The organism is Amycolatopsis nalaikhensis, assembly GCF_030264295.1.
GTDB classification, from domain to species: Bacteria; Actinomycetota; Actinomycetes; order Mycobacteriales; family Pseudonocardiaceae; genus Amycolatopsis; species Amycolatopsis nalaikhensis.
In genome coordinates, this window is record NZ_CP127173.1 from 670,434 (window position 1) to 689,111 (window position 18,678).

Sequence of the window (18,678 nt, forward strand, 5' to 3'; positions counted from 1 at the left end):
ACGCCGCAGGAGGGGCCCCGGCCGACCGGCCGGGGCCCCTTCGTCAGCAGTCCGAAGAGGAGCCGGTCGCGTTCACGCGGACGGCCGAGTCCTTGACGCAGTAGCCCGCCACCGACTGGAACCCGATGTCGTACGGGCTTCCGCCGCCCTTCTCGGCGGTGAAGTGGTCGAACGTGACGTCCGAGCTGTTGTTGACGATGCTCGCCGGGCGGCCGTCGTCCTTCGCGAACTGGACCGAGCTGTCCACGAACCGGATGCCGGACGCGTAGTGCAGGTACCAGCCGTACGACGGGCGGGTGCCGATGCTCTTCGGGTTGTAGTCCGCCGGGTTGTTGCTCGGCACGCCGGTGTCCGTGGTGCCGCTGCCGCCGGGCACCGACAGCTTCACGCCGGTGAACGTGACGTCGGAGACCCGGTGACCGCCGTCGGCACCCCAGATCGTCGGGCTGAAGTCGCTTCCGGTGTGCGTGCCGGTGACGTTGTCGAACGTGATGCCGCTGATCGAGCCGACGCCGGGGTTGTCCCCGCACCGTTTGCGCGTCCCGATCTTCATCATGACCGGCGAGTACGTGCCGGACATCGTGATGTTCCGGTAGTGCACGTCGGAGATCTTCGCGCCGTCCATCGAGACGATCCCGATCCCCGATTTGTGCGCGCCGGTGATCGTGATGTCCGAGAAGTGGTAGCCGGTGAAGTCACCGCACGTTTCGGAGCCGAACATCAGCGCGTTGCAGCAGACGGCCGACAGTTTCGCGTTGTTCACCGAAACGTTGCCGTTCGGCAGTTTCGCGCCGAGCGCGTAGTCGCTCTTGAACACCAGCGCGTCGTCGTTCGCCGCGATGGTGGCGTTCGTGATGGTGACGTTCGTGGTGCTGATGATGTTCCAGCCGTCGCGGTCGCTCGCGGTGTCGATCCGCAGCCCGTCCGAGACGACGTTCGTGCAGCCGTTGATCAACGCCGCGAAATGCCCGCCGCGACGCAGTTTCACGCCGGACAACGTGAGCCCGTCGCAGCGGGTGATCGAAAGGATCTTGTCGGCCTCGCCGGACTTCGGGTTCCCGGTGATGAGGTGGCCACCGCCGTCGATGGTCCCGGCGCCGGTGAACCCGATGTTCTTCAGCTTGTCGCCGGAGAACATGGCGTTGTGGAAGTGACTGTGGCCGTAGTCCTGGTAGTCGTCCCAGGGGTTCGCCTCGGGCTTGTCGTAGGTGTCCGCGCCCGACCCGGTGATCGTCGCGCCCGCGTCGAGCTGGATCGTGACGTCGCTCTTGAGGTGGACCGTGTTCGCCGACTTGTACGTGCCCGGGGTGAACCGGACGGTGCCGCCACCCGCCGCGTTGGCCGCCGTGATGGCCTTGTCGATGGCCGCGGAATCGTTCGCGGACCCGTTTCCCTTGGCGCCGTAGTGCTTCACGTCGTAGACACCGCCGGGCGCGGCCGACGAAACTCCGGGAACCGCCAGCAGCGCGACGACGACCGCCAGGAGGGATGTTTTCACTTTCACCGTGGAACCGCCCTTGTCATGGAATCGAGAAAACTCGGCATGACGGCGGAGAACTCAGCTTATGAGCGCCGCGAACGGGGTGTCAAGATCGTCGGGCTCGGGGGACCCGCGCCACCCCCAGTGCGGACGCGGGTCCCCCAGTTGTTCGTGTGGCGTGGCGCCCGGGAGACCCGGCGCCCGTTCCGGATTTCCGCAGTCTACCTTCGCGGGGCCCGGGGAAAACGTGCATTCGTCATGGTCCGGACCATGAATCCGGCACGGGGACGGCGGTCAGGCGAACCCTACTCCGGACGCCAGCAAGGAGAACGCCCGTTCGGCGGTCGCGACGGCTTCGGGAAACCGTTCCGCCGCGGGCACTCCGGCCGCGACCGCCGCCATGTTCGCCGTGGCCAGCAGGCGGCGGACCGCCGCGATCTGCGCGGCGGCGAGGTCCGCGTCCGGCGCCGGGACGCCCGCGTCCGCCAGTGCCGAAGCCAGCGCCGCCTCCCCCGCCGACGAGAACTCCGCCAGCCGGGCCACCAGCGCCGGGGTTCCGGTGACCAGCCGGAACACCGCGAGCACCGCGGGGTCGTCGCTCAGCCCCGTCACCGGTGAGCGGTCTTCGAGCCCGCGCAGGAACGCCTCCCGCAGCGCGGCCAGCGGGCCCTGCCCGGCCCGGCGGGCCCGGACGACGTCCGCCGCGTCGGTCTCGTGGTCGGCGAACCGGTGCAGCACCAGGTCCTCCTTGGTCGGGAAGTAGGCGAAGAGCGTCCGCTTGGAGACTTCGGCCGCCTTCGCCACTTCGGCGACCCCGACGGCGTCGAATCCGCGCTCGAGGAAGAGCTTCGATCGCCGCCGTCGAGATGGCCGCCCGCGTGCGGAGCTTCTTGCGCTCCCGCAGGCCCGGTTCGTCGTTCACGTCACGCAGCGTAGCGCCCGGAGGTCAGACCTGCTGGAGGCCGGGCCGCCCCGCTTGCACAACGTAGCTGCGGTCGTTCTTGATCACGACCGACGCCGGGTCGTACACGCTCGTGTCGGACGTCGTCATGAAATCCGCTCGCGTCTGCGTCGGCGTGGTCGTGACGCGGACGTAGCCGCGCTCGCCCTTGCAGTACTTCACGTGCGGGTTGTTCGCGTACCAGGTCGAACTGGGCGCCGTCGCGGTGTCGCTGTTGCTCGTCACCGACGTCGTGACCAGCTCCGAGCCGATGATCGGGTCGCTGTGGTCGAAGTAGTCCAGGCGCAGGTCGGCGGCCCAGTGCCGGTGGACGTCGCCGGTCAGCACGACCGGGTTGGCCACCTTGCGGTCGACCCAGCCCTGCTGGATCCGGTTGCGCGAGGCCTCGTAGCCCTGCCAGGAGTCGGGGCTCTCGCAGGTGGCCTTGTTGCCGTCGCCGTCGCGCTGGGCGAAGAAGACTTGCTGGCCGAGGAAGTCCCACGTCGTCGGGTGCGACTCGAACTGCTTGAGCAGCCAGGCTTCCTCGGTGCTGCCGAGGATGCTGCGCGAGGTGCTGCGCATGTCCGTGCAGGCCGGGCCCGCGTCACCGGAGGGGTCGGCGACCTGGGCGTTGCGGTACTGGCGCGTGTCGAGCATGTGGAAGCGGGCCAGGTTGCCCCAGACGAACTGGCGGTAGAGCTGGATCGACGAGCCGTTCGGCTTGGCCGTCGAGCGGATCGGGGTGTTCTCGTAGAAGGCCTGGAACCCGGCGGCCTTGCGCGCGGCCGAGGCGGGCGAGGTCGTCCCGTTCCAGTTGTTCATCACCTCGTGGTCGTCGAACACGACGATCCAGGGCGCGATCGCGTGCGCGGCCTGCAGGTCGGCGTCGGTCTTGTGCTGGGCGTGGCGGGCGCGGTACTGCGCCAGCGTGGTGACGTCCTCGGTGAAGGCGAGGCTGCGCGGGTTGCGCTCCTGCGCGGCCCGGCCCGACTTCTTCTCGTAGATGTAGTCGCCGAGGAACAGCACCAGGTCCGGGTCGTCGGCCACGATGCCCTTGTACGCGTGGTAGTAGCCCTCCTCCCAGTGCTGGCAGGAGCTGAAGCAGTACTTGAGCTGGTTCACCGCGGCCCCGGCGGCGGGCGCGGTGCGGGTGCGGCCGACCGGCGAGATGTAGCCGGAGCTCTGAACCGGTAGAAGTACTCGCGCGCGGGCTGCAGCCCGGTCGGTTCGATGTGGACGCTGTGCGCGGTCGCGCGGGCCGCGTCCACCGAGCCGCGCTGCACGACGGAGGTGAACGCCTCGTCGTTCGCGATCTCCCAGTCGACCGCGTAGGTGGCGTCCGGCATGCCGCCGAAGCCGTCGGGGTTGAGCGGGGCCGGCGCGAGTCTCGTCCACAGCACCACGCTGTCGGGGAGCGGATCGCCGGACGCGACGCCGAGCTGGAAGGGGTCGTGGATGGTGGGGGCGGCCGCGGTGGTCAGCGCGTTCGCCCAGGACGGCAGCGCCGCCGAAGCCGCGGTGGCGGTGACCGCGGCGAGCCCGCCGAGGAGCACCTTGCGCCGGTTGACCTGAACCATGTCGGAATGCCTTTCGGGAGGGGAGACGCGGTCAGGCCGCGAAGTCGGTGATGCCGTCGCTGCAGGACAGCAAGGCGGGCTTGGCGGTGGTGTAGTTGGCGACGCAGACCTTGTAGTAGACCCAGCCGCCGTGCGGGACGCTCACGGCCTTGTCCACCGAGGAGCCCTCGCCGCCGGAGTTCCAGACGTAGAACGGCCCGGCGCCGCCCTTGAGCCAGTAGGCGACGACGGCGGAGTAGCCGTCGGCGTTCTTGTCGTAGACGAGGAAGTGGGAGTCGGCCGAGCGGTACGTCGCCTCACCCGCGCAGGCGTCGGCGCACTGGCCGCTGCCCGTGCCGACCCCGCAGTCGGGCGCGACCCGCTGGTCGGAGCCGGTGTAGACGTAGGTGTCCGAGATGTACCCGCCGAGCGCGGGCACGTAGTCCCACAACGTGCTCGTGCCGTAGGTCCCGGTCACCGACGTGCCGATCGTCTGGCAGTCGATGGTCACCGACGCGCCGTTCGCGACGGTCTTGACGGCCGTGGCGCTCGCGGTCGGCGCCCGGCGGACGTTGAGGGGGTCGCCCGCGGTCTTCACGGTGCCGGTCGCCGCGGCCGACGCCTCGAGCGCGCCGCCCACCGCGAGCGTGCCGACCGCCGCCAGGACCACCCCTAAGCCGGCGATGCGCCGGAGGTTCAAACGCTTCATGGCGGGAGCGTGACTCGCAGGCGTACACGTCTCGTACAAAAAACTCACCAGGTGTACAGACACTCCGAATGGATCTATCCGCTGGGCCGGAGCGGCCATAGCATCCGGCTATGGGGGAACTCATCGGGCAGGTTGAGACCACCTCGCTGACCATCCGCGTCCTCGGCCCGCTGGAGGTCACCGCCGCCGGGCGGGTGATCCCGCTGGGCGGGCCGAAGCCGCGGCTGCTGCTGGCCGCCCTGGCGCTGCAGCCGAACGTCGTCGTGTCGACCGACGTGCTGGTGGAAGTGCTGTGGCCGGACTCGGCACCGCGGTCGGCCGCGGCGAACATCCGCACGTACGTCCACTCGCTGCGAAGACGGTTCGCCGAGATCGACCCCGCCCTCGGCGACCGGATCAGCAGCCGGGCCTCCGGCTACCTGCTGACCGCGTCGCCGGAAGAACTCGACCACCTCGCCTTCACCGCGTTGGCGGGCGAAGCGCAGGAGACGCTCGATCGCGGCCAAGCCGAGAGCGCTCTCAAACTCCTCGACCGCGCCGACGCGCTCTGGCGCGGCGAAGTCCTCGAAGGCCTCCCGCACGACCACAGCTGGGGCGCGACCGTCGCCCGGCTCGCCGAGCTGCGGCTGTCGGTTCAGGAACAGCGGCTGCGCGCGCGGATCGACCTCGGCCGCTGCGGTGAAGCCGTCGCCGAGCTGCGCGGGCTCGTCACCGAGCACCCGCTGCGGGAAGAGCTGTGGGCGCAGCTGATCGTCGCCCTGCGCGCCGCCGGGCGGACCGCCGACGCCGTCGAGGCGTACGAGTCGGCCGAGCGCGTGCTGCGCGAGGAGCTCGACGCCGAACCCGGCGCCCGGCTGCGGGAGCTGCGCGCGACGCTGGTGCCGGAAAGCGTTCTCGCGCCGCGCCCCGCCGACGTCGCGCCGGTCTGCCAGCTGCCGCTCGACCTGCCGGACTTCACCGGCCGCGACGACGTGATCCGCGAGGTCGTGACGCTGATGCGGGAGCGCGCGGACTCGGGCGCACCCGCCGTGATCGTGCTCTCGGGTGCCCCCGGCGTCGGCAAGTCGGCGGTGGCGATCCGGGTGGCGCACGCGGTCCGCGACGACTTCCCCGACGGGCAGCTGCACGTCGACCTGGCCGGCACGTCGTCGTCGCCGCGGGCGCCGATGGGCGTGCTCGCCGAACTCCTGCACGCGCTCGGCATCCCGGACGCGGGCCTGCCGCGCGAGCTGGCCGAACGGTCGGCGCTGCTGCGCTCGCGGCTGGCCGGGCGCCGGATGTGCGTCGTGCTCGACGACGCCGGGAGCGCCGCCCAGGTGCGGCCGCTGCTGCCGGGCGCCGGGGCGTGCGCGGTGCTGGTGACCAGCCGGATCCGGCTGCCCGGGCTCGCCGGGGCCAAGCCGGTCGACGTCGACCTGCTGCCCGAGGCCGAGGCCGCGCGGCTGCTGGAGGGCATCGTCGGCGCCGAGCGCGTCGCCGCCGAGCCGGAGAGCGCCGCGGCGATCCTGCGCCAGTGCGGGCACCTGCCGCTGGCGATCCGGGTCGCGGGCGCGAAGCTGACCCATCGCCCGGGCTGGACGCTGCGGCTGCTGGCCGACCGGCTGCGCGACGAGCACCGGCGGCTCGACGAGCTGCGCGTCGGCGACCTCGCCGTCCGCGCGAGCGTGACGTTGTCCTACGACCTGCTGCCGATGTCGGCGGCGACGGCGTTCCGCGGGCTCGGCCTGCTCGGGCCGGTCCAGTTCCCGGCGTGGGCGGTCGCGGCCGTGCTGGGCCGCCGCGACGCCGAGGACGTGCTCGACGTGCTGGTCGACGGCCACCTCGTCGAGCTGGTCGGCTCCGACGCGGCCGGGCAGCCGCGGTACCGGCTGCACGACCTGCTGCGCGTGTACGCCGTGGAGCTGGCGGAGCAGAGTGACGCGGCGAAGACACGCGCCGGGCTTCGCCGGGTGCTCGAGGGCTACCTGGGGCTGGCGCTGGAAGCCGCGCGCCGGATGCCGATCTACTTCTTCGGCATGTACTACGACGGCGAGCTGCCGCTCCCGGCCGTCCCCGCCGACGTGCTGCCGGACGACCCGGCCGCGTGGTTCGCCGCCGAGCGGCACACCAGCGTCGCGGCGGTTTCCCTGGCCGCCGAGCACGGGTTCGACGACCTGGCCTGGCAGCTGGCGTCGGCGTTGACGCCGTACTTCGACCTGCGCGGCCACCAGGACGACTGGCACAGCACGCACACGATCGCGCTGGCCGCCGCGCGGCGCACCGGCTCGGTGCGCGCCGAGGCGATCGTGCAGCGCAACGTCGGCCAGTACCTGCTCTACCAGGACGAATACGCCGGTTCGCGGGTGGCGTTCGAGGAGTCGAAGCGGCTGTTCGAGCAAGACGGCGACGCCCAGGGCATCGGCGTCGCGCTGACCGGGCTCGCGACGATCCGGCGCATGGAAGGCGAGGACGGCCTCGCGCTGGACCACTGCCACGAGGCGCTGAAGCTGTTCGCGGAAGCGGACGACCCGCACGGCGAGGCGGTGGCCCGGCTCGGCGCGGGCGCGGTCTGGATGTCGCGCGGCTGCTACGCGGCGGCGAAGCGCTGGTTCACCGACGCGCTGGAGCTGTCGGCGGAGATCGGCGACCGGCACCGCGAGGCGCACGCGTTCAAGCGGCTCGGGCTGCTGTTCCAGCACCAGGGCAACCTGGCGGCGGCCCGCGAGCACGTCGACCGGGCGATCGCGATCTTCACCGAGCTGGGCGACGACCACTGCGTCGGCTACGCGAACCAGAACCTCGGCGAGCTGTGCCTGCACAGCGGCGACTTCGCGCACGCGCAGCTGCTGCTGGTGAACTCCCTGTCGGTCCACCGCCGCAACGGCGACCGGCGCTCGGAGGCGGAGGTGTCGCAGCTGCTGGGCGAGCTGCACCGGGCGCTGTCGCAGCCGGAGCGATCGCGGGACTACTCGGAGCGCGCGCTGGCGATCTGGCGTGAACTCTCGACCCGTCCGGCGGAGTCCGCCAACCCGGCCGGCTCGGTCGAGGAGCCACCGCACATCGTTTCCGCCTGACCCACCCGGCCCGGCCCAAGCGCCCCAATGTGGCCTTCGGTGCGTCAGACGCAACCAAGGCGGCCTTCGGTGCGTGAGACGCAACCAAGGCCGCCTTGGGGCGCTTGGGCACAACTCCGCGGGTGACAGCTTGTACGGATCATGTACGCCGTCCCGTCAGTCTTTCGCCACGTTCGAGTGAACAGGTGCGAAGGGAGACCCGGGGATGATCCGGATCAGGAAGACCGGCCGCGTGACCGCGGCGGTTCTGGCCGCGGGGGCGGTGACGGCGCTGGCCGGAGCTCCGGCCCAGGCCGCGACGCCGGCGGGCGGCGCGAGCTGGACCGCCGACTTGTCCACTGTGGACACCGATGACGTCAACGTCACCGCCGCGGGCGGAACGCTCACCCTGGCCGACGCGGCGTGGCACAGAACCGCGCGCGTCTTCGCCGGCAGCGAGGGCAGCCTCGTCACCGCCGAGCACGCGCTCGGCTCGGCGGCGAACCGCGTCAGCGCCGAGCTGACCGCCGACACGCCGAAGGGCACCTCTGTCGACGTCGACGTCCGCGGCCGGACCGGCGCGAACGACTGGACCGAGTGGACGCCCGCGGGCACCGCGCTCAAGTCCACCGTCAGCTCCGTGCAGGTGCGGATCACCTTGCACAGCACCACCGACGGCGTGCGCCCGGCCGTCAAGAGCGTCGCCCTCGCCGCCGACAGCGCCCCGCAGGTCAACGCGCTGGCCGAAACCGCCGCCCTGACCTACAAGATCTACGGCACCCGCGAAGGCCTGATCGGCGGGACCACCGCCAACGGCCACGTCATCACCAGCCGCGACCACTTCGTCGCCCTGCCGTCCGGGAAGGGCTTGTCCAGCAAGGGAACCGGCACCTACTCGGTCCGCGTCTGCAAGACCGACGGCAGCCGCTGCGAGTACGCGCCGGTGTGGGACATCGGCCCGTGGAACGAGCAGGACGACTACTGGAACCCGGCGTCGGTCCGGACCAAGTTCAAGGACCTGCCGCAGGGCCAGCCCGAGGCGTACGCCGCGTACTACAACGGCTACAACGGCGGCAAGAGCGGCCTCGGCTACAAGGTGGCGAACCCGGCGGGCATCGACCTCGCGGACGGCGTCTTCTGGGACGGGCTCGGCATGTCCGACAACGGCAACGTGAACGTCACCTACCTGTGGACCGGCTCCGGCCCGACCGGCGTCGTCAGCACCGCGGGCGACCCGATGAACGTCCGGGCGAGCGCAAGCACCTCGGCCACCATCAAGGGCCTCGCGGCGAACTACGCCAAGGTGAACATCGAGTGCTACGTCGAGGGCGACACCGTCACCGGCAAGTTCGGCACCAGCAACATCTGGGACCGCATCGGCCCCGGCCACTACGTGTCGGACACCTACCTCCAGACCGGCTCCGACCTCCCGGTCGCGCCGCACTGCTGATCCCCCCGATCGTCGCGTGGCTGACTGCCCTCATCCCCGCGACACGCGAAGGCCCGGCGTCACGACGCCGGGCCTTCGCCCTTTCGCGCGTCCGGTGGCGCCCCGAAGGCGGCGCGGCCGACCGGGCCGGAGCGCGCCGCCCCGGGTGAAGCTGGGCCGATGACGACGACCAGTGACACCTTCCCGGCGCGGATCCGGGGCACCGTGCTGCGCGAAGGTGACGACGGCTACGACGCGGCCCGTCGCGTCTGGAACGGCGAAATCGACCGGCGGCCCGCACTGATCGTCCGCGTCGCCGGGCCCGACGACGTCGCGACCGCGCTGGCCCACGCCCGGGAGACCGGTCTCGACGTCACCGTCCGCGGCGGCGGGCACGACTTCGGCGGCGCGGCCGTCGCCGACGGCGCGCTGCTGATCGACCTCGGCGCGTTGCGCACCATCGAGGTCGACGCGGGCCGCCGCACCGCCCGCGTCGGCGGCGGCGCCACCTGGGCCGAACTCGACGCGGCGACCCAGGAACACGGCCTCGCGACCCCGGGCGGCACCGTCAGCGACACCGGCGTCGGCGGGCTCACCCTGGGCGGCGGGTTCGGCTGGCTGACCCCGCGGCACGGGCTCACGATCGACAACCTCGTCTCCGCCGAGGTCGTCACCGCCGACGGCCGCGTGCTGCGCGCGTCGGAAACCGAGCACCCGGACCTGTTCTGGGCCCTGCGCGGCGGGGGCGGCAACTTCGGCGTGGTCACCGAGTTCGAGTTCCGGCTGCACCCGGTCGGGCCGCTGGTCGAGCTGGGCATGTTCTTCTGGGGCCTCGACGACGCCCCGGCAGCGCTGCGGTTCGCCCGCGAAGTGCTGGCGGACCTGCCCGACGGCACCGGCGCGATGCTCGCCGGGCTCACCGCGCCCCCGGCCCCGTTCGTCCCGGCCGAGCACCACGGCGCTCCCGGCGTCGCGCTCGTCGTCGCCGGGTTCGACGGCCCCGAGCGGCACGCCGAGGTCGTCACGCGGATCCGGGCCGGACTGCCCGCGCGGTTCGAGCTCGTCACGCCGATCCCCTACACCGAGCTGCAGAAGCTGCTCGACGGCGGTGCGCCGCGCGGGCTGCTGGCCTACGAGAAGTCGCTGTACCTCGACGAACTCACCGACGACGTGCTCGACGTCGTCGCCGCGCACCTGCCCGGCAAGTCCTCGCCGCTGTCGCTGATGCCGGTCTTCCCGGTCCGCGGCGCGTTTTCCGCGGTGCCCGACGAGGCGACGGCGTTCGGCGGCGCCCGCCGCGACGGCTTCGTGTTCGGCATCGCCACGGTCGCGCCCACCCCGGAGCTGCACGCGGCGGACCGGGCCTGGACGCGGGCGTTCTGGTCGGCGCTCACGCCGTTCGCCGCGAACGTCGGCGGGTACGTCAACTTCATGGCCGAGTACGAGGAGGACCGCGTGCGCGCGTCCTACGGCGCCGAGAAGTACGCGCGGTTGCGGCGGATCAAAGCCGCCTACGACCCCGGGAACGTCTTTCACCACAATGCCAATATCCCGCCCACCGGAACATGAATTCACAACCGTGAACAAGGTGTACATCCGTGGCACGCTCGTGTAAAAATTCCGGGCACCTGAGGCATTTCCCCACACGGAATGGCGGGCACCCTGTGAGCATTACCCGGAGAACCCTGCTGACCACCGCGGCCGGTGCCGCGGTGGCGGCGAGCGCCAGCACCTCCACGACCGCTTCCGCGGCTCCTTTTGATGTCTCCGACCAGGCATCGGTCAGCCGGACGCTCCGCCAAGCGGCCGACTACGCGGTGGGCAAGCTGCGCGCGGTGGCCCCCGGCGTCACCGCGTTTCCGGTCGGCACGAAGTTCGAGAAATGGACCTATTCGCAGAATGGCGACTGGGTCGGCGGATTCTGGCCCGGCCAGTTGTGGCTGGCCTGGCTGCACAGCGGCGACGAACAATTCAAGACACTCGCGCTGGCGTCCGCGGAAAAGCTCGCGCCGCGGCAGAACGACACCGGCACGCACGACCTCGGCTTCCTCTTCTACCCGTCGTGGGTGACGGCCTGGCGGCTCACCGGCGACGCGAAGTGGCGGGACGGCGCGGTGCAGGCGGCGTCGTCGCTGATCAAGCGCTACAACGCGGCGGGGCGGTTCATCCGCGCCTGGGGTTCGCTCACCGCCCCGAACAACGCGGGCCGCGTCATCATGGACACGATGATGAACCTGGACCTGCTGGCGTTCGCGACCGAGCAGACCGGGGATCCGAAGTACCTCGACATCGCCGTCGCCCACGCGAAAACGGCGCAGCGCACCTTCCCGCGCCCCGACGGCTCGACCCCGCACGTGTTCGACTTCGACCCGGTCACGGGTGCGCCGATCGGGCCGAACACCGTGCAGGGCTACAGCCCGGCGTCCTGCTGGTCGCGCGGGCAGGCGTGGGGGATCTACGGATTCACCACGATCCACCGGCGGACCGGCGACCCGGAATTCCTGGCCACGGCCCGCCGCTTGGCGGACTTCGCCCTGGCGAAGCTGACGCCCGACCACGTCCCGGTCTGGGACTACCTGGCCCCGCAGGCGCCGAACGACATCAAGGACGCGTCCGCCGGCGTGATCATGGCGTGCGGCCTGCTGGACCTGGCCGAGTTGACCCGCCGCCCGCAGTACCGGGACAGCGCGCTGCGGATCCTGACCGCGGTTTCGCAGACGTGCCTGACGACGAAGTCCACCCGCGCCGAGGCGAGCGTCGCCCGCTGCACCCGCAACCGCCCGGCCGAGGACGGCGTCGAGGTGTCGCTCCCCTACGCCGACTACTACCTGCTGGAAGGCATCCTGCGGGTGCTCGACCGGGCGAAGGTCGACCGCGCGATCGACCTTTCGAGCGTCTAGAGCCTGTTTTGATGTGCTGACCAGCGGAGTTTCTGGCCGGCGTTGTGGGTGCGGCGTGTCTTGGATCAAATAGACGAGGTCTCCGGTAGACCGATCAACGACCAAGCTGATCAAGAACACCGGAGACCTCGTGCCCAGCGTAGCGGCGGCGGGGCGAGCCGATCTGACTGACGCGCAGTGGGCGATCCTGGAACCGCTGCTGCCCGTCGGTAAGAAGCCCGGCCGCCCGCCACTGTGGAGTAAACGCCAGCTCCTGGACGGCATCCGCTGGCGGGTCCGTGTCGGCTCGCCGTGGCGTGACGTCCCACCCGAGTATGGCTGCTGGCAAACCGTCTATGGCTTGTTCCGGCGCTGGCAGCGCGCCGGTGTGTGGGCGCTGATCCTGGCCGGGTTGCAGACCCGGGCCGACGCCGCCGGGCTGATCACCTGGGACGTGAGCGTGGATTCCACGATCAACCGGGCGCACCAGCACGCAGCAGGTGCCCGCATCGAGTGTGACCTGCAGAAAGAACCGCCAGGCGGTATCGGCGAGCCCGAACCAGCCGACCACGCGCTGGGCCGGTCGCGGGGAGGCTGGACGACCAAGCTGCACCTGGCCACCGAGCAAGGCCAGAAACCACTGTCGTTGCTGGTGACCGCCGGTCAACGCGGTGACTCGCCGCAGTTCGAGGCGGTGCTGGCAAGGGTCCGGGTCGCCCGGATTGGTGGTGGGCGAGCCCGGACCCGGCCGGATCGTGTCCTGGCGGACAAGGCCTACAGTTCCCGCGCCAACCGGGCCTATCTGCGGCGGCGCGGGATCGCGTGCACGATTCCCCAGCCTTCTGATCAGGTCCGGCATCGCCGCAACCGCGGCCGGGCCGGTGGGCGACCACCAGCATTTGACCCAGAGATCTACAAGCAACGGCATGCGGTCGAGTGCGGCATCAACCGGCTCAAACGCAACCGGGCGGTGGCCACACGGTTCGACAAACTCGCAGTCCGCTACGAGGCAACCGTCCACATCGCGGCGATCAACGAGTGGCTACGACATTGAAACAGGCTCTAGCCGACGCCGGGGAGGCCGCCACCTCCCCGCGCGTCAGTGGTGGTGGTGCGCGTGCACCTTGGCGTGGCCGAGGCCGCGCCCGATCATCCACTTGTTCACCGGCACGGTGACCACGAACGCGATCGCCAGCGAGAGCACCAGGGCGAGCCAGAAGAGGAAACTGGCCAGCCCGGCGTCCATCGCACCCGGGATCCCCACGACGACGGTGTTGTCGATCAGCTCCATGACGGCGATCGACACGGTGTCCGCGGCCAGCGCGACCTTGAACGCCGCCCCCAGGGCGAGCCCCGACTTCAGGACCCCGCGCATGGTGAGGCCGTAGCCGAAGACGAAGGCGAGCGCGATCGAGAGGACCACGGTCGCCGCGTTGTGCAGGCCGAGCGCGGTGCCGATGACCATGCCGAGCACTTCCCCGATGGCGCAGCCGGTGAGGCAGTGCAGAGTCGCTTGGATCGCCGTCGACCAGGATGCCCCGTGCTGTTCGTTCATGCCGGTGACTATACCCCCTGGGGGTACCTATAACGTGTTCCGCGCGTCACAAGCGCCCCAAGGCCACATTGGTTGCGTCTTGCGCACCGAAGGCCACCTTGGGTGCGTCTGACGCACCGAAGGCCACATTGGGGCGCTTGGGCGACCACCGCTGGCGACCACGGCCTGGCCGATCGGCGTCACCGAACGTAGCCGGAACCGCCGACCAGGCGATCTCCGGTAAATTTCCGCCCAAGCAGAACTCACTTCCGTAACCCTTTGCGCACATCCCGTTGACCTCCGTTACGCGGGGCCCTACGTTCGCCCTTGGTCTCCACCGTGCGCAGACCGTCCGAAAGTCCTGAGGAATGGGTGGGGATGCGAGGGCCGACGAAGACGTTCCGGCTGGTCGCGACGCTGCTGCTCGGCGCGGCGCTCGCGCTCGGTGGCTGCTCGGATCAGCTGGGCAGTGCCCCCGCGCCGCAGCCGACGCGGGTCGCCTTCGTGCCGAAGATCCGGGACATCCCGTACTTCGAGGCGATGAACACCGGGGGGCTCGAAGCCGCGAAGCAGCTGGGCGTGGAGTGGACCACCGTCGGCCCGGCGACCGTCGACCCGGCCGCCCAGGTGCGGATCCTGCGTGACCTCATCGCCAAGAAGGTCGACGTCATCGTCGTCGCGCCGAACGACCCCGCCGCGCTCGCGCAGGTGATCGGGGAGGCCAGGGCCAAGGGCATCCACGTGCTCACCTCCGACACCGACGCGCCGGGCACGCAGCGCGAGGTGTTCGTCAACCAGGCCAGCGCCGAAGGCATCGGCACCGCGCTCACCGACGCGCTGATGGCGAAGACCGGCGGCGCCGGCAAGTACGCGATCGTCTCGTGCGGCCCGGCCGCGGCGAACCTCAACGCGTGGATCGCGGTCCAGAAGGCCTACTCGGCCAAGCGGTACCCGAAGGCGCAGCTCGCCGAGATCGCCTACGCGGGCGAGGACCAGGCCAACGCGACGAGCCTGGCCAAGGAGCTGATGGCCCGCCACCCCGATCTCACCGGGCTGATCGGCGAGTGCACGACGTCCGCGCCCGCCGTCGCGCAGGCCGTGCGGGACGGGCAGAAGATCGGCCAGGTCTTCACCGTCGGTGTCGGGACGCCGCAGGCGATCAAGCCCTACCTGCTCGACGGCTCGGCCTCGCTCTCGGTCCTGTGGAACGTCGAGTCGCTGGGCTACCTGACCGCGTGGACGGCGAAGCAGGTGGCCGACGGCAAGCCGCTGAGCCCGGTCAACAAGGTGAGCCTGGAGTTGCCGGCGGTGAAGTACGACGCCGCGTCGAAGACCGTCCTGCTGGGCGATCCGCTGCTCATCACCGCCGACAACGTCGACCAGTTCAAGTACTGACCGCTACCGGACGTCGATGGTGACCGTCGCGGTGCTGGTGGCCGCCGGGAGCTTCGCGGTGTCGACCACGAGGTACTCGCCGTCGTCCTGACGGCCGTCCGGCAGCGTCTTCGGGTGCAGCGCGTACGGCGGCGCCGCGTTCGCGACGCCGTCGATGCCGAAGTCGTTGTCGTTGCTGATCACCAGGGTCCGGCCGCCGTCGGTGGTCGCGACGCCTTCGACCTTGTCGTGCCCGAAGAAGCCGCCGCTCGGGTCGAGCGCGGTGACCAGAGCGCCGAGGTCGAGGCGCGGCTTCTTGGCGACCGGCTTGATCCCGGCCGCGGCCAGGGCCGCCGTCGCCTCGGCCGTCGTGTCCTTGCCGACGTAGGCGTCGATGCTCCGGCCGCCGACCAGCAGCCCGCCCTTGACGGCGTCGTAGTCCGCCGCCCGCGGTCCGACGTCGGTGGCTCCGGCCAGATCGATCTCGAACAGCTTCTTGAAGGCGCCTGGTTCGAGGTCACCGTCGCGTTCGTCCACGAGGAACCGCGTCGAGGACAACGCGGTGATCTCACTGACCGCGGTGCCCGTCGTGTCGGGGTCGTCGAGCAGGTAGAGGTACTCGTGCGTGACGCGGGTGGCCAGGTCGACGGCGACGATCCGCAGCGTCGTCACGTTGCCGGGCTTCTTCGTCAGGTCCGGCTGCTGCAGAGCCGACTGCATGACGCCGACCAGCGTCCGCCCGTCCGGGGTCAGCGCGAGGCCTTCCATGCCCTTGTTCGGCACGCGGTACTTCAGCTCGGCGGGCAGCGAGCCGTCGAACGGCGAGAGGCGTTCGAGCGCGCGGCCGTCGCGGCCGAAGTGCGTGATGAACGGCCCGTATTCGTCCGACACCCAGAAGGTGCCGTCGCGCTGGGCGGCCAGGCCTTCGGGGTCGTAGCCGTACGGCGACTTCGGCAGCGCGTTCCCGTTCAGGTCGACGATCCGCTCGCCCGTGTCGGCCTGCGGACTGACCTGGCCGTTGTACGGGGTGCCGTCGGCGGCGCGCAGCGGGATCGTCTTCTCCAGCACGGCTTTCCCGCCGCGGAACCGGAACTTCCCGATCGCCGGGGTGAACGCGGGCAGCGGCTCGATCTTGCCGCCGCCCGGCGCGTCGACGTTCGGGCCGCGGTCCGTGAGGCCGTAGAACGCGCCGCGCTCCCCGGGCACCGGGGTGAGCGCCGAGCCGTAGGCCCCGCCCTTGACCGGCACCCCGCCGATCGTGGTGAGCGGCGGCAGGTCGGTCGGGTAGAGCGTCACCGCGTCGGAAACGGTGTAGGTGAACGAATCCCGGCCGGTGAAGCCGGGCGCCGGGGTGTAGCGGAGGGTGCCGTCGGGCTCGAGCGACACGCTGCCGTGCGCGGCCGCGGAGTGCCGGACGACGGCGGTCGCGGACCGGTCGTTGCCGAGCACCCGGGCCCGCAAGGTGTCCCCGGCCCGGACCCGGTAGTGGTCGTCGGCCGCCCGCACCCCGCGGTCGTGGGCGGCGGCGGCCGGGCCCGCCGCGAGCGGCACCGCCAGCACGGCGGCCAGCAGGGCGATTCGTACCCGCTTCATCGGTTTTCTCCTCCTCCGGCGCGTGCACTGCGCCGGAGGAGGAGTCTGGGTGGCCGAAGTGGACAACGGCCGTCTTCGAGGAGGCCGGGGCGTTAACGGTGGCGCCGGCCGTGGGCGACCGCCCCGCCGCTGCCCAGGACCAGGATCAACGCCGTGAGGCCCCACCGGCGTTTCTCCTTGGTCCGCTCTCCCGCGTCCTCCGCCACCGGCTGCGGTTTCTCCGCCGGACGCGCGTGCGGGACCGCCTTGGGCACCGTCGGCTTCGGGGACCCCGGCGTCGGCGTGACCACCGGGGTCGGGGTCGGCGCGGGAGTCGGGGCCAGCGCCACCGGCTGTTCCACCGGCGGCGGCTGCGACGGCGGAGGCGGCTCCGGGGTCGGCGTCGGAGCCGAGGTAGGCGGCGTGGTGGGTGTGGTCGGCGTGGGCGAAGGAGACGGCGAGGACGTGGGCGGCGGCGTCGCTGCCACGTAGCACCCGGCCGCGTCGCCGCTCACCAGAGGCGGCCCGGTGGCCACTTCGACGGCCGGGCCCGAACCGTCGCGGGGCAGGCGGTAGGTGATACTGCGGAGGCCGTCGCGGTTGGCCGTCGCATAGATCGCGTCGGGAGCGAGCACCAAAGACCCGTACGCGCCGCCGTGCGGGAAACGCAGGTCCGGCACTGCAGCCACCTTGCCCGTCGCCGGGTCGAGGGTGACCACCGAACCGTCGCCGCGCGTGGTGGTCGAAACGCCGTAGAGCAAGCCGGAAGGCGGGTCGTACGCGAAGTCGTCGACCGCGGCCGCGAGGGTGACCGGCCGCAGGGCCGTCCGGTGCACCACCCGCACGTAGTCCGCGCTCGCCGGGTCGATGTCCACTGTGTACAGATCGCTGTTCTGCCGGACGTACCAGCGGTTCCCGGCGATCGCGCCCGCGGTGGCGCCGGCGACCTGGCTCCACACCGGACGCCGGGCGCCCGCGCGGCCGATCACGCCCAGGTCGGTCACGGTCCCGGCCGCGTCGATCCGGACGGCGTGCGCGCCGTGGTCGTAGCGGCCGAGGCGGGTGCCGTCCGCGACGCCGTACACGACGTCCTGCTCGGCCGAGTACCCCATCGCGTTGATCCAGAACCCGGCCTGGGACAGGCGTTTCGTGGTCCCGCCCGGCAGGTCCAGCAGCCGCAACGTCGTCGGCGCGCCGGCCCGCTGGTTCTCCGCCTGCAGGATCGTGCAGCCACCAGGCTCGTCGGCCGCCGGGTGCTTCGACGACGCCGGGGCGAGCCAGCCCGTCGCCGCCAAGGCCGCCGATACCGCCGCGGCCACGCCGAGCATCGCCGCCCAGCGGGCCCGCGCGCCGGTCAAGCCAGCCTTTCCAGCGCCGAGGTGAACGCCTCCGGCGGCACCCGCGCGCCGCCGCTGAACGGGTTCTGCAGCTGGTAGATCGCGAACAGCAGCAACGTGATCGTGCCGGCCAGCGTCGAGACGATGATGATGTGCGCGGCGAGCCGGGTGCCGCCGAACAGGTTGGGCAGCAGGATCGCGGTGATCAGGCTGCCGAGGATCAGCGCGAACCAGACGACCGCGCCGACCCCGCCGCCCCCGGCGTTGGCCAGCCGCTGCTGGCGGGCCTGGTACACCGCCCAGAGCTGGTCGCTGGCCTCGGTCTTGCGGTCGATCTGCCAGTCGCCGTCGGCCTCGGCCGCCGCGACGGCCTGGCGCATCTGGTCCAGCTGCGTCCAGCCGTTGGCGGGGAGCTCGCCGCCGTCGGCCAGGCGCGGCCACTCCCGCTGCTCGACGGTCTGCGCGTAGGCGACGGCGAGCTGGTGCACCCGGTCCTTCGTCTCGCCCGGCAGCGCGTCGGCCGCCCAGGTCGCCGCGACCAGGCTGTCGGCCTCGGTCTGCGCGTCCTGGCTCGCCGAGCCCACCGAGTCGAACAGCGAGATGAGGACGAACGCGACGAGCACCGCGTGCAGCCCGCCGACGATGGTGAACACCTGGCCCGCCGCGTCGTTGTTGTCGGGCCTGCCCTCGTCCCAGCCGAACCGGCGGACCAGGTACGCGATCACGCCCCCGACGAGGGCCGCGCCGGCCACCCAGAGACCGCCGGCCACGAAGATGTTCATCCACGTCCTTTCCCACCGGGCGCATTCACGCCGGAGGGCCCAAGTTAGCCACCC

13 protein-coding genes and 1 pseudogene are annotated in these 18,678 nt (G+C 71.4%); 6 read left to right on the top strand and 8 right to left on the bottom strand.

What is annotated here, in order from left to right:
- Positions 1-43 precede the first annotated feature (43 nt).
- The 4 genes and pseudogenes from QP939_RS03285 to QP939_RS03300 all read right to left on the bottom strand — a co-directional run bounded on the left by QP939_RS03285 (position 44) and on the right by QP939_RS03300 (position 4,685).
- Entirely contained in the window at positions 44-1,498 is a 1,455-nt protein-coding gene (locus tag QP939_RS03285; RefSeq protein ID WP_285455028.1) for a glycoside hydrolase family 28 protein, read from the bottom strand.
- A gap of 276 nt (positions 1,499-1,774) precedes the next feature.
- The gene (locus tag QP939_RS03290) at positions 1,775-2,284 is read right to left on the bottom strand and encodes a TetR family transcriptional regulator (protein WP_352250216.1); all 510 of its coding nucleotides are present in this window, start codon (positions 2,282-2,284) and stop codon (positions 1,775-1,777) included.
- Positions 2,285-2,426: 142 nt separating this feature from the next.
- Positions 2,427-3,997, bottom strand: a pseudogene (locus QP939_RS03295) (alkaline phosphatase D family protein).
- Positions 3,998-4,028: 31 nt separating this feature from the next.
- Positions 4,029-4,685, bottom strand: coding sequence for a hypothetical protein (locus tag QP939_RS03300; RefSeq protein WP_285455029.1), 657 nt, complete (start codon positions 4,683-4,685; stop codon positions 4,029-4,031).
- Positions 4,686-4,795: 110 nt separating this feature from the next.
- On the opposite strand from QP939_RS03300, the gene QP939_RS03305 reads away from it, so the two are divergent.
- From QP939_RS03305 to QP939_RS03325, 5 genes are all read left to right on the top strand, one after another.
- On the top strand, positions 4,796-7,738 hold the full coding sequence (locus QP939_RS03305) for an AfsR/SARP family transcriptional regulator (RefSeq protein WP_285455030.1): 2,943 nt from the start codon (positions 4,796-4,798) through the stop codon (positions 7,736-7,738).
- 205 nt (positions 7,739-7,943) lie between these two features.
- Positions 7,944-9,167: a DUF8814 domain-containing protein gene (locus QP939_RS03310; RefSeq protein WP_285455031.1), complete on the top strand. Its 1,224-nt coding sequence runs from the start codon at positions 7,944-7,946 to the stop codon at positions 9,165-9,167.
- Positions 9,168-9,326: 159 nt separating this feature from the next.
- Entirely contained in the window at positions 9,327-10,715 is a 1,389-nt protein-coding gene (locus tag QP939_RS03315; RefSeq protein WP_285455032.1) for an FAD-binding oxidoreductase, read from the top strand.
- Between the two features lie 95 nt (positions 10,716-10,810).
- A complete protein-coding gene (locus QP939_RS03320) occupies positions 10,811-12,046 on the top strand; it encodes a glycoside hydrolase family protein (RefSeq protein ID WP_285455033.1) in 1,236 nt (411 codons plus the stop codon).
- A gap of 130 nt (positions 12,047-12,176) precedes the next feature.
- Complete coding sequence (locus QP939_RS03325) at positions 12,177-13,079, top strand: IS5 family transposase (RefSeq protein ID WP_285449251.1); 903 nt, start codon at positions 12,177-12,179, stop codon at positions 13,077-13,079.
- A 45-nt stretch (positions 13,080-13,124) separates the two neighbouring features.
- Here QP939_RS03325 and QP939_RS03330 read toward each other — a convergent pair whose 3' ends face one another.
- Positions 13,125-13,580 (bottom strand): DUF4396 domain-containing protein, encoded by a 456-nt coding sequence (locus QP939_RS03330; protein WP_285455034.1) that lies wholly within the window; start codon positions 13,578-13,580, stop codon positions 13,125-13,127.
- A 357-nt stretch (positions 13,581-13,937) separates the two neighbouring features.
- Between QP939_RS03330 and QP939_RS03335 the strand changes: the two genes are divergently transcribed.
- Entirely contained in the window at positions 13,938-14,954 is a 1,017-nt protein-coding gene (locus QP939_RS03335) for an autoinducer 2 ABC transporter substrate-binding protein (RefSeq protein ID WP_285455035.1), read from the top strand.
- A 3-nt stretch (positions 14,955-14,957) separates the two neighbouring features.
- Here the strand turns inward: QP939_RS03335 and QP939_RS03340 are convergent, their stop codons facing one another.
- The 3 genes from QP939_RS03340 to QP939_RS03350 form a co-directional block, all read right to left on the bottom strand.
- On the bottom strand, positions 14,958-16,526 hold the full coding sequence (locus QP939_RS03340) for an esterase-like activity of phytase family protein (protein ID WP_285455036.1): 1,569 nt from the start codon (positions 16,524-16,526) through the stop codon (positions 14,958-14,960).
- A 92-nt stretch (positions 16,527-16,618) separates the two neighbouring features.
- Positions 16,619-17,863 carry a DUF6923 family protein gene (locus QP939_RS03345; protein ID WP_285455037.1) on the bottom strand — a complete coding sequence of 415 codons (1,245 nt, stop codon included), beginning with the start codon at positions 17,861-17,863 and terminating at the stop codon, positions 16,619-16,621.
- The gene (locus QP939_RS03350; RefSeq protein WP_285455038.1) at positions 17,860-18,624 is read right to left on the bottom strand and encodes a bestrophin-like domain; all 765 of its coding nucleotides are present in this window, start codon (positions 18,622-18,624) and stop codon (positions 17,860-17,862) included. The genes QP939_RS03345 and QP939_RS03350 overlap by 4 nt, the downstream gene beginning before the upstream one ends.
- Positions 18,625-18,678 lie beyond the last annotated feature (54 nt).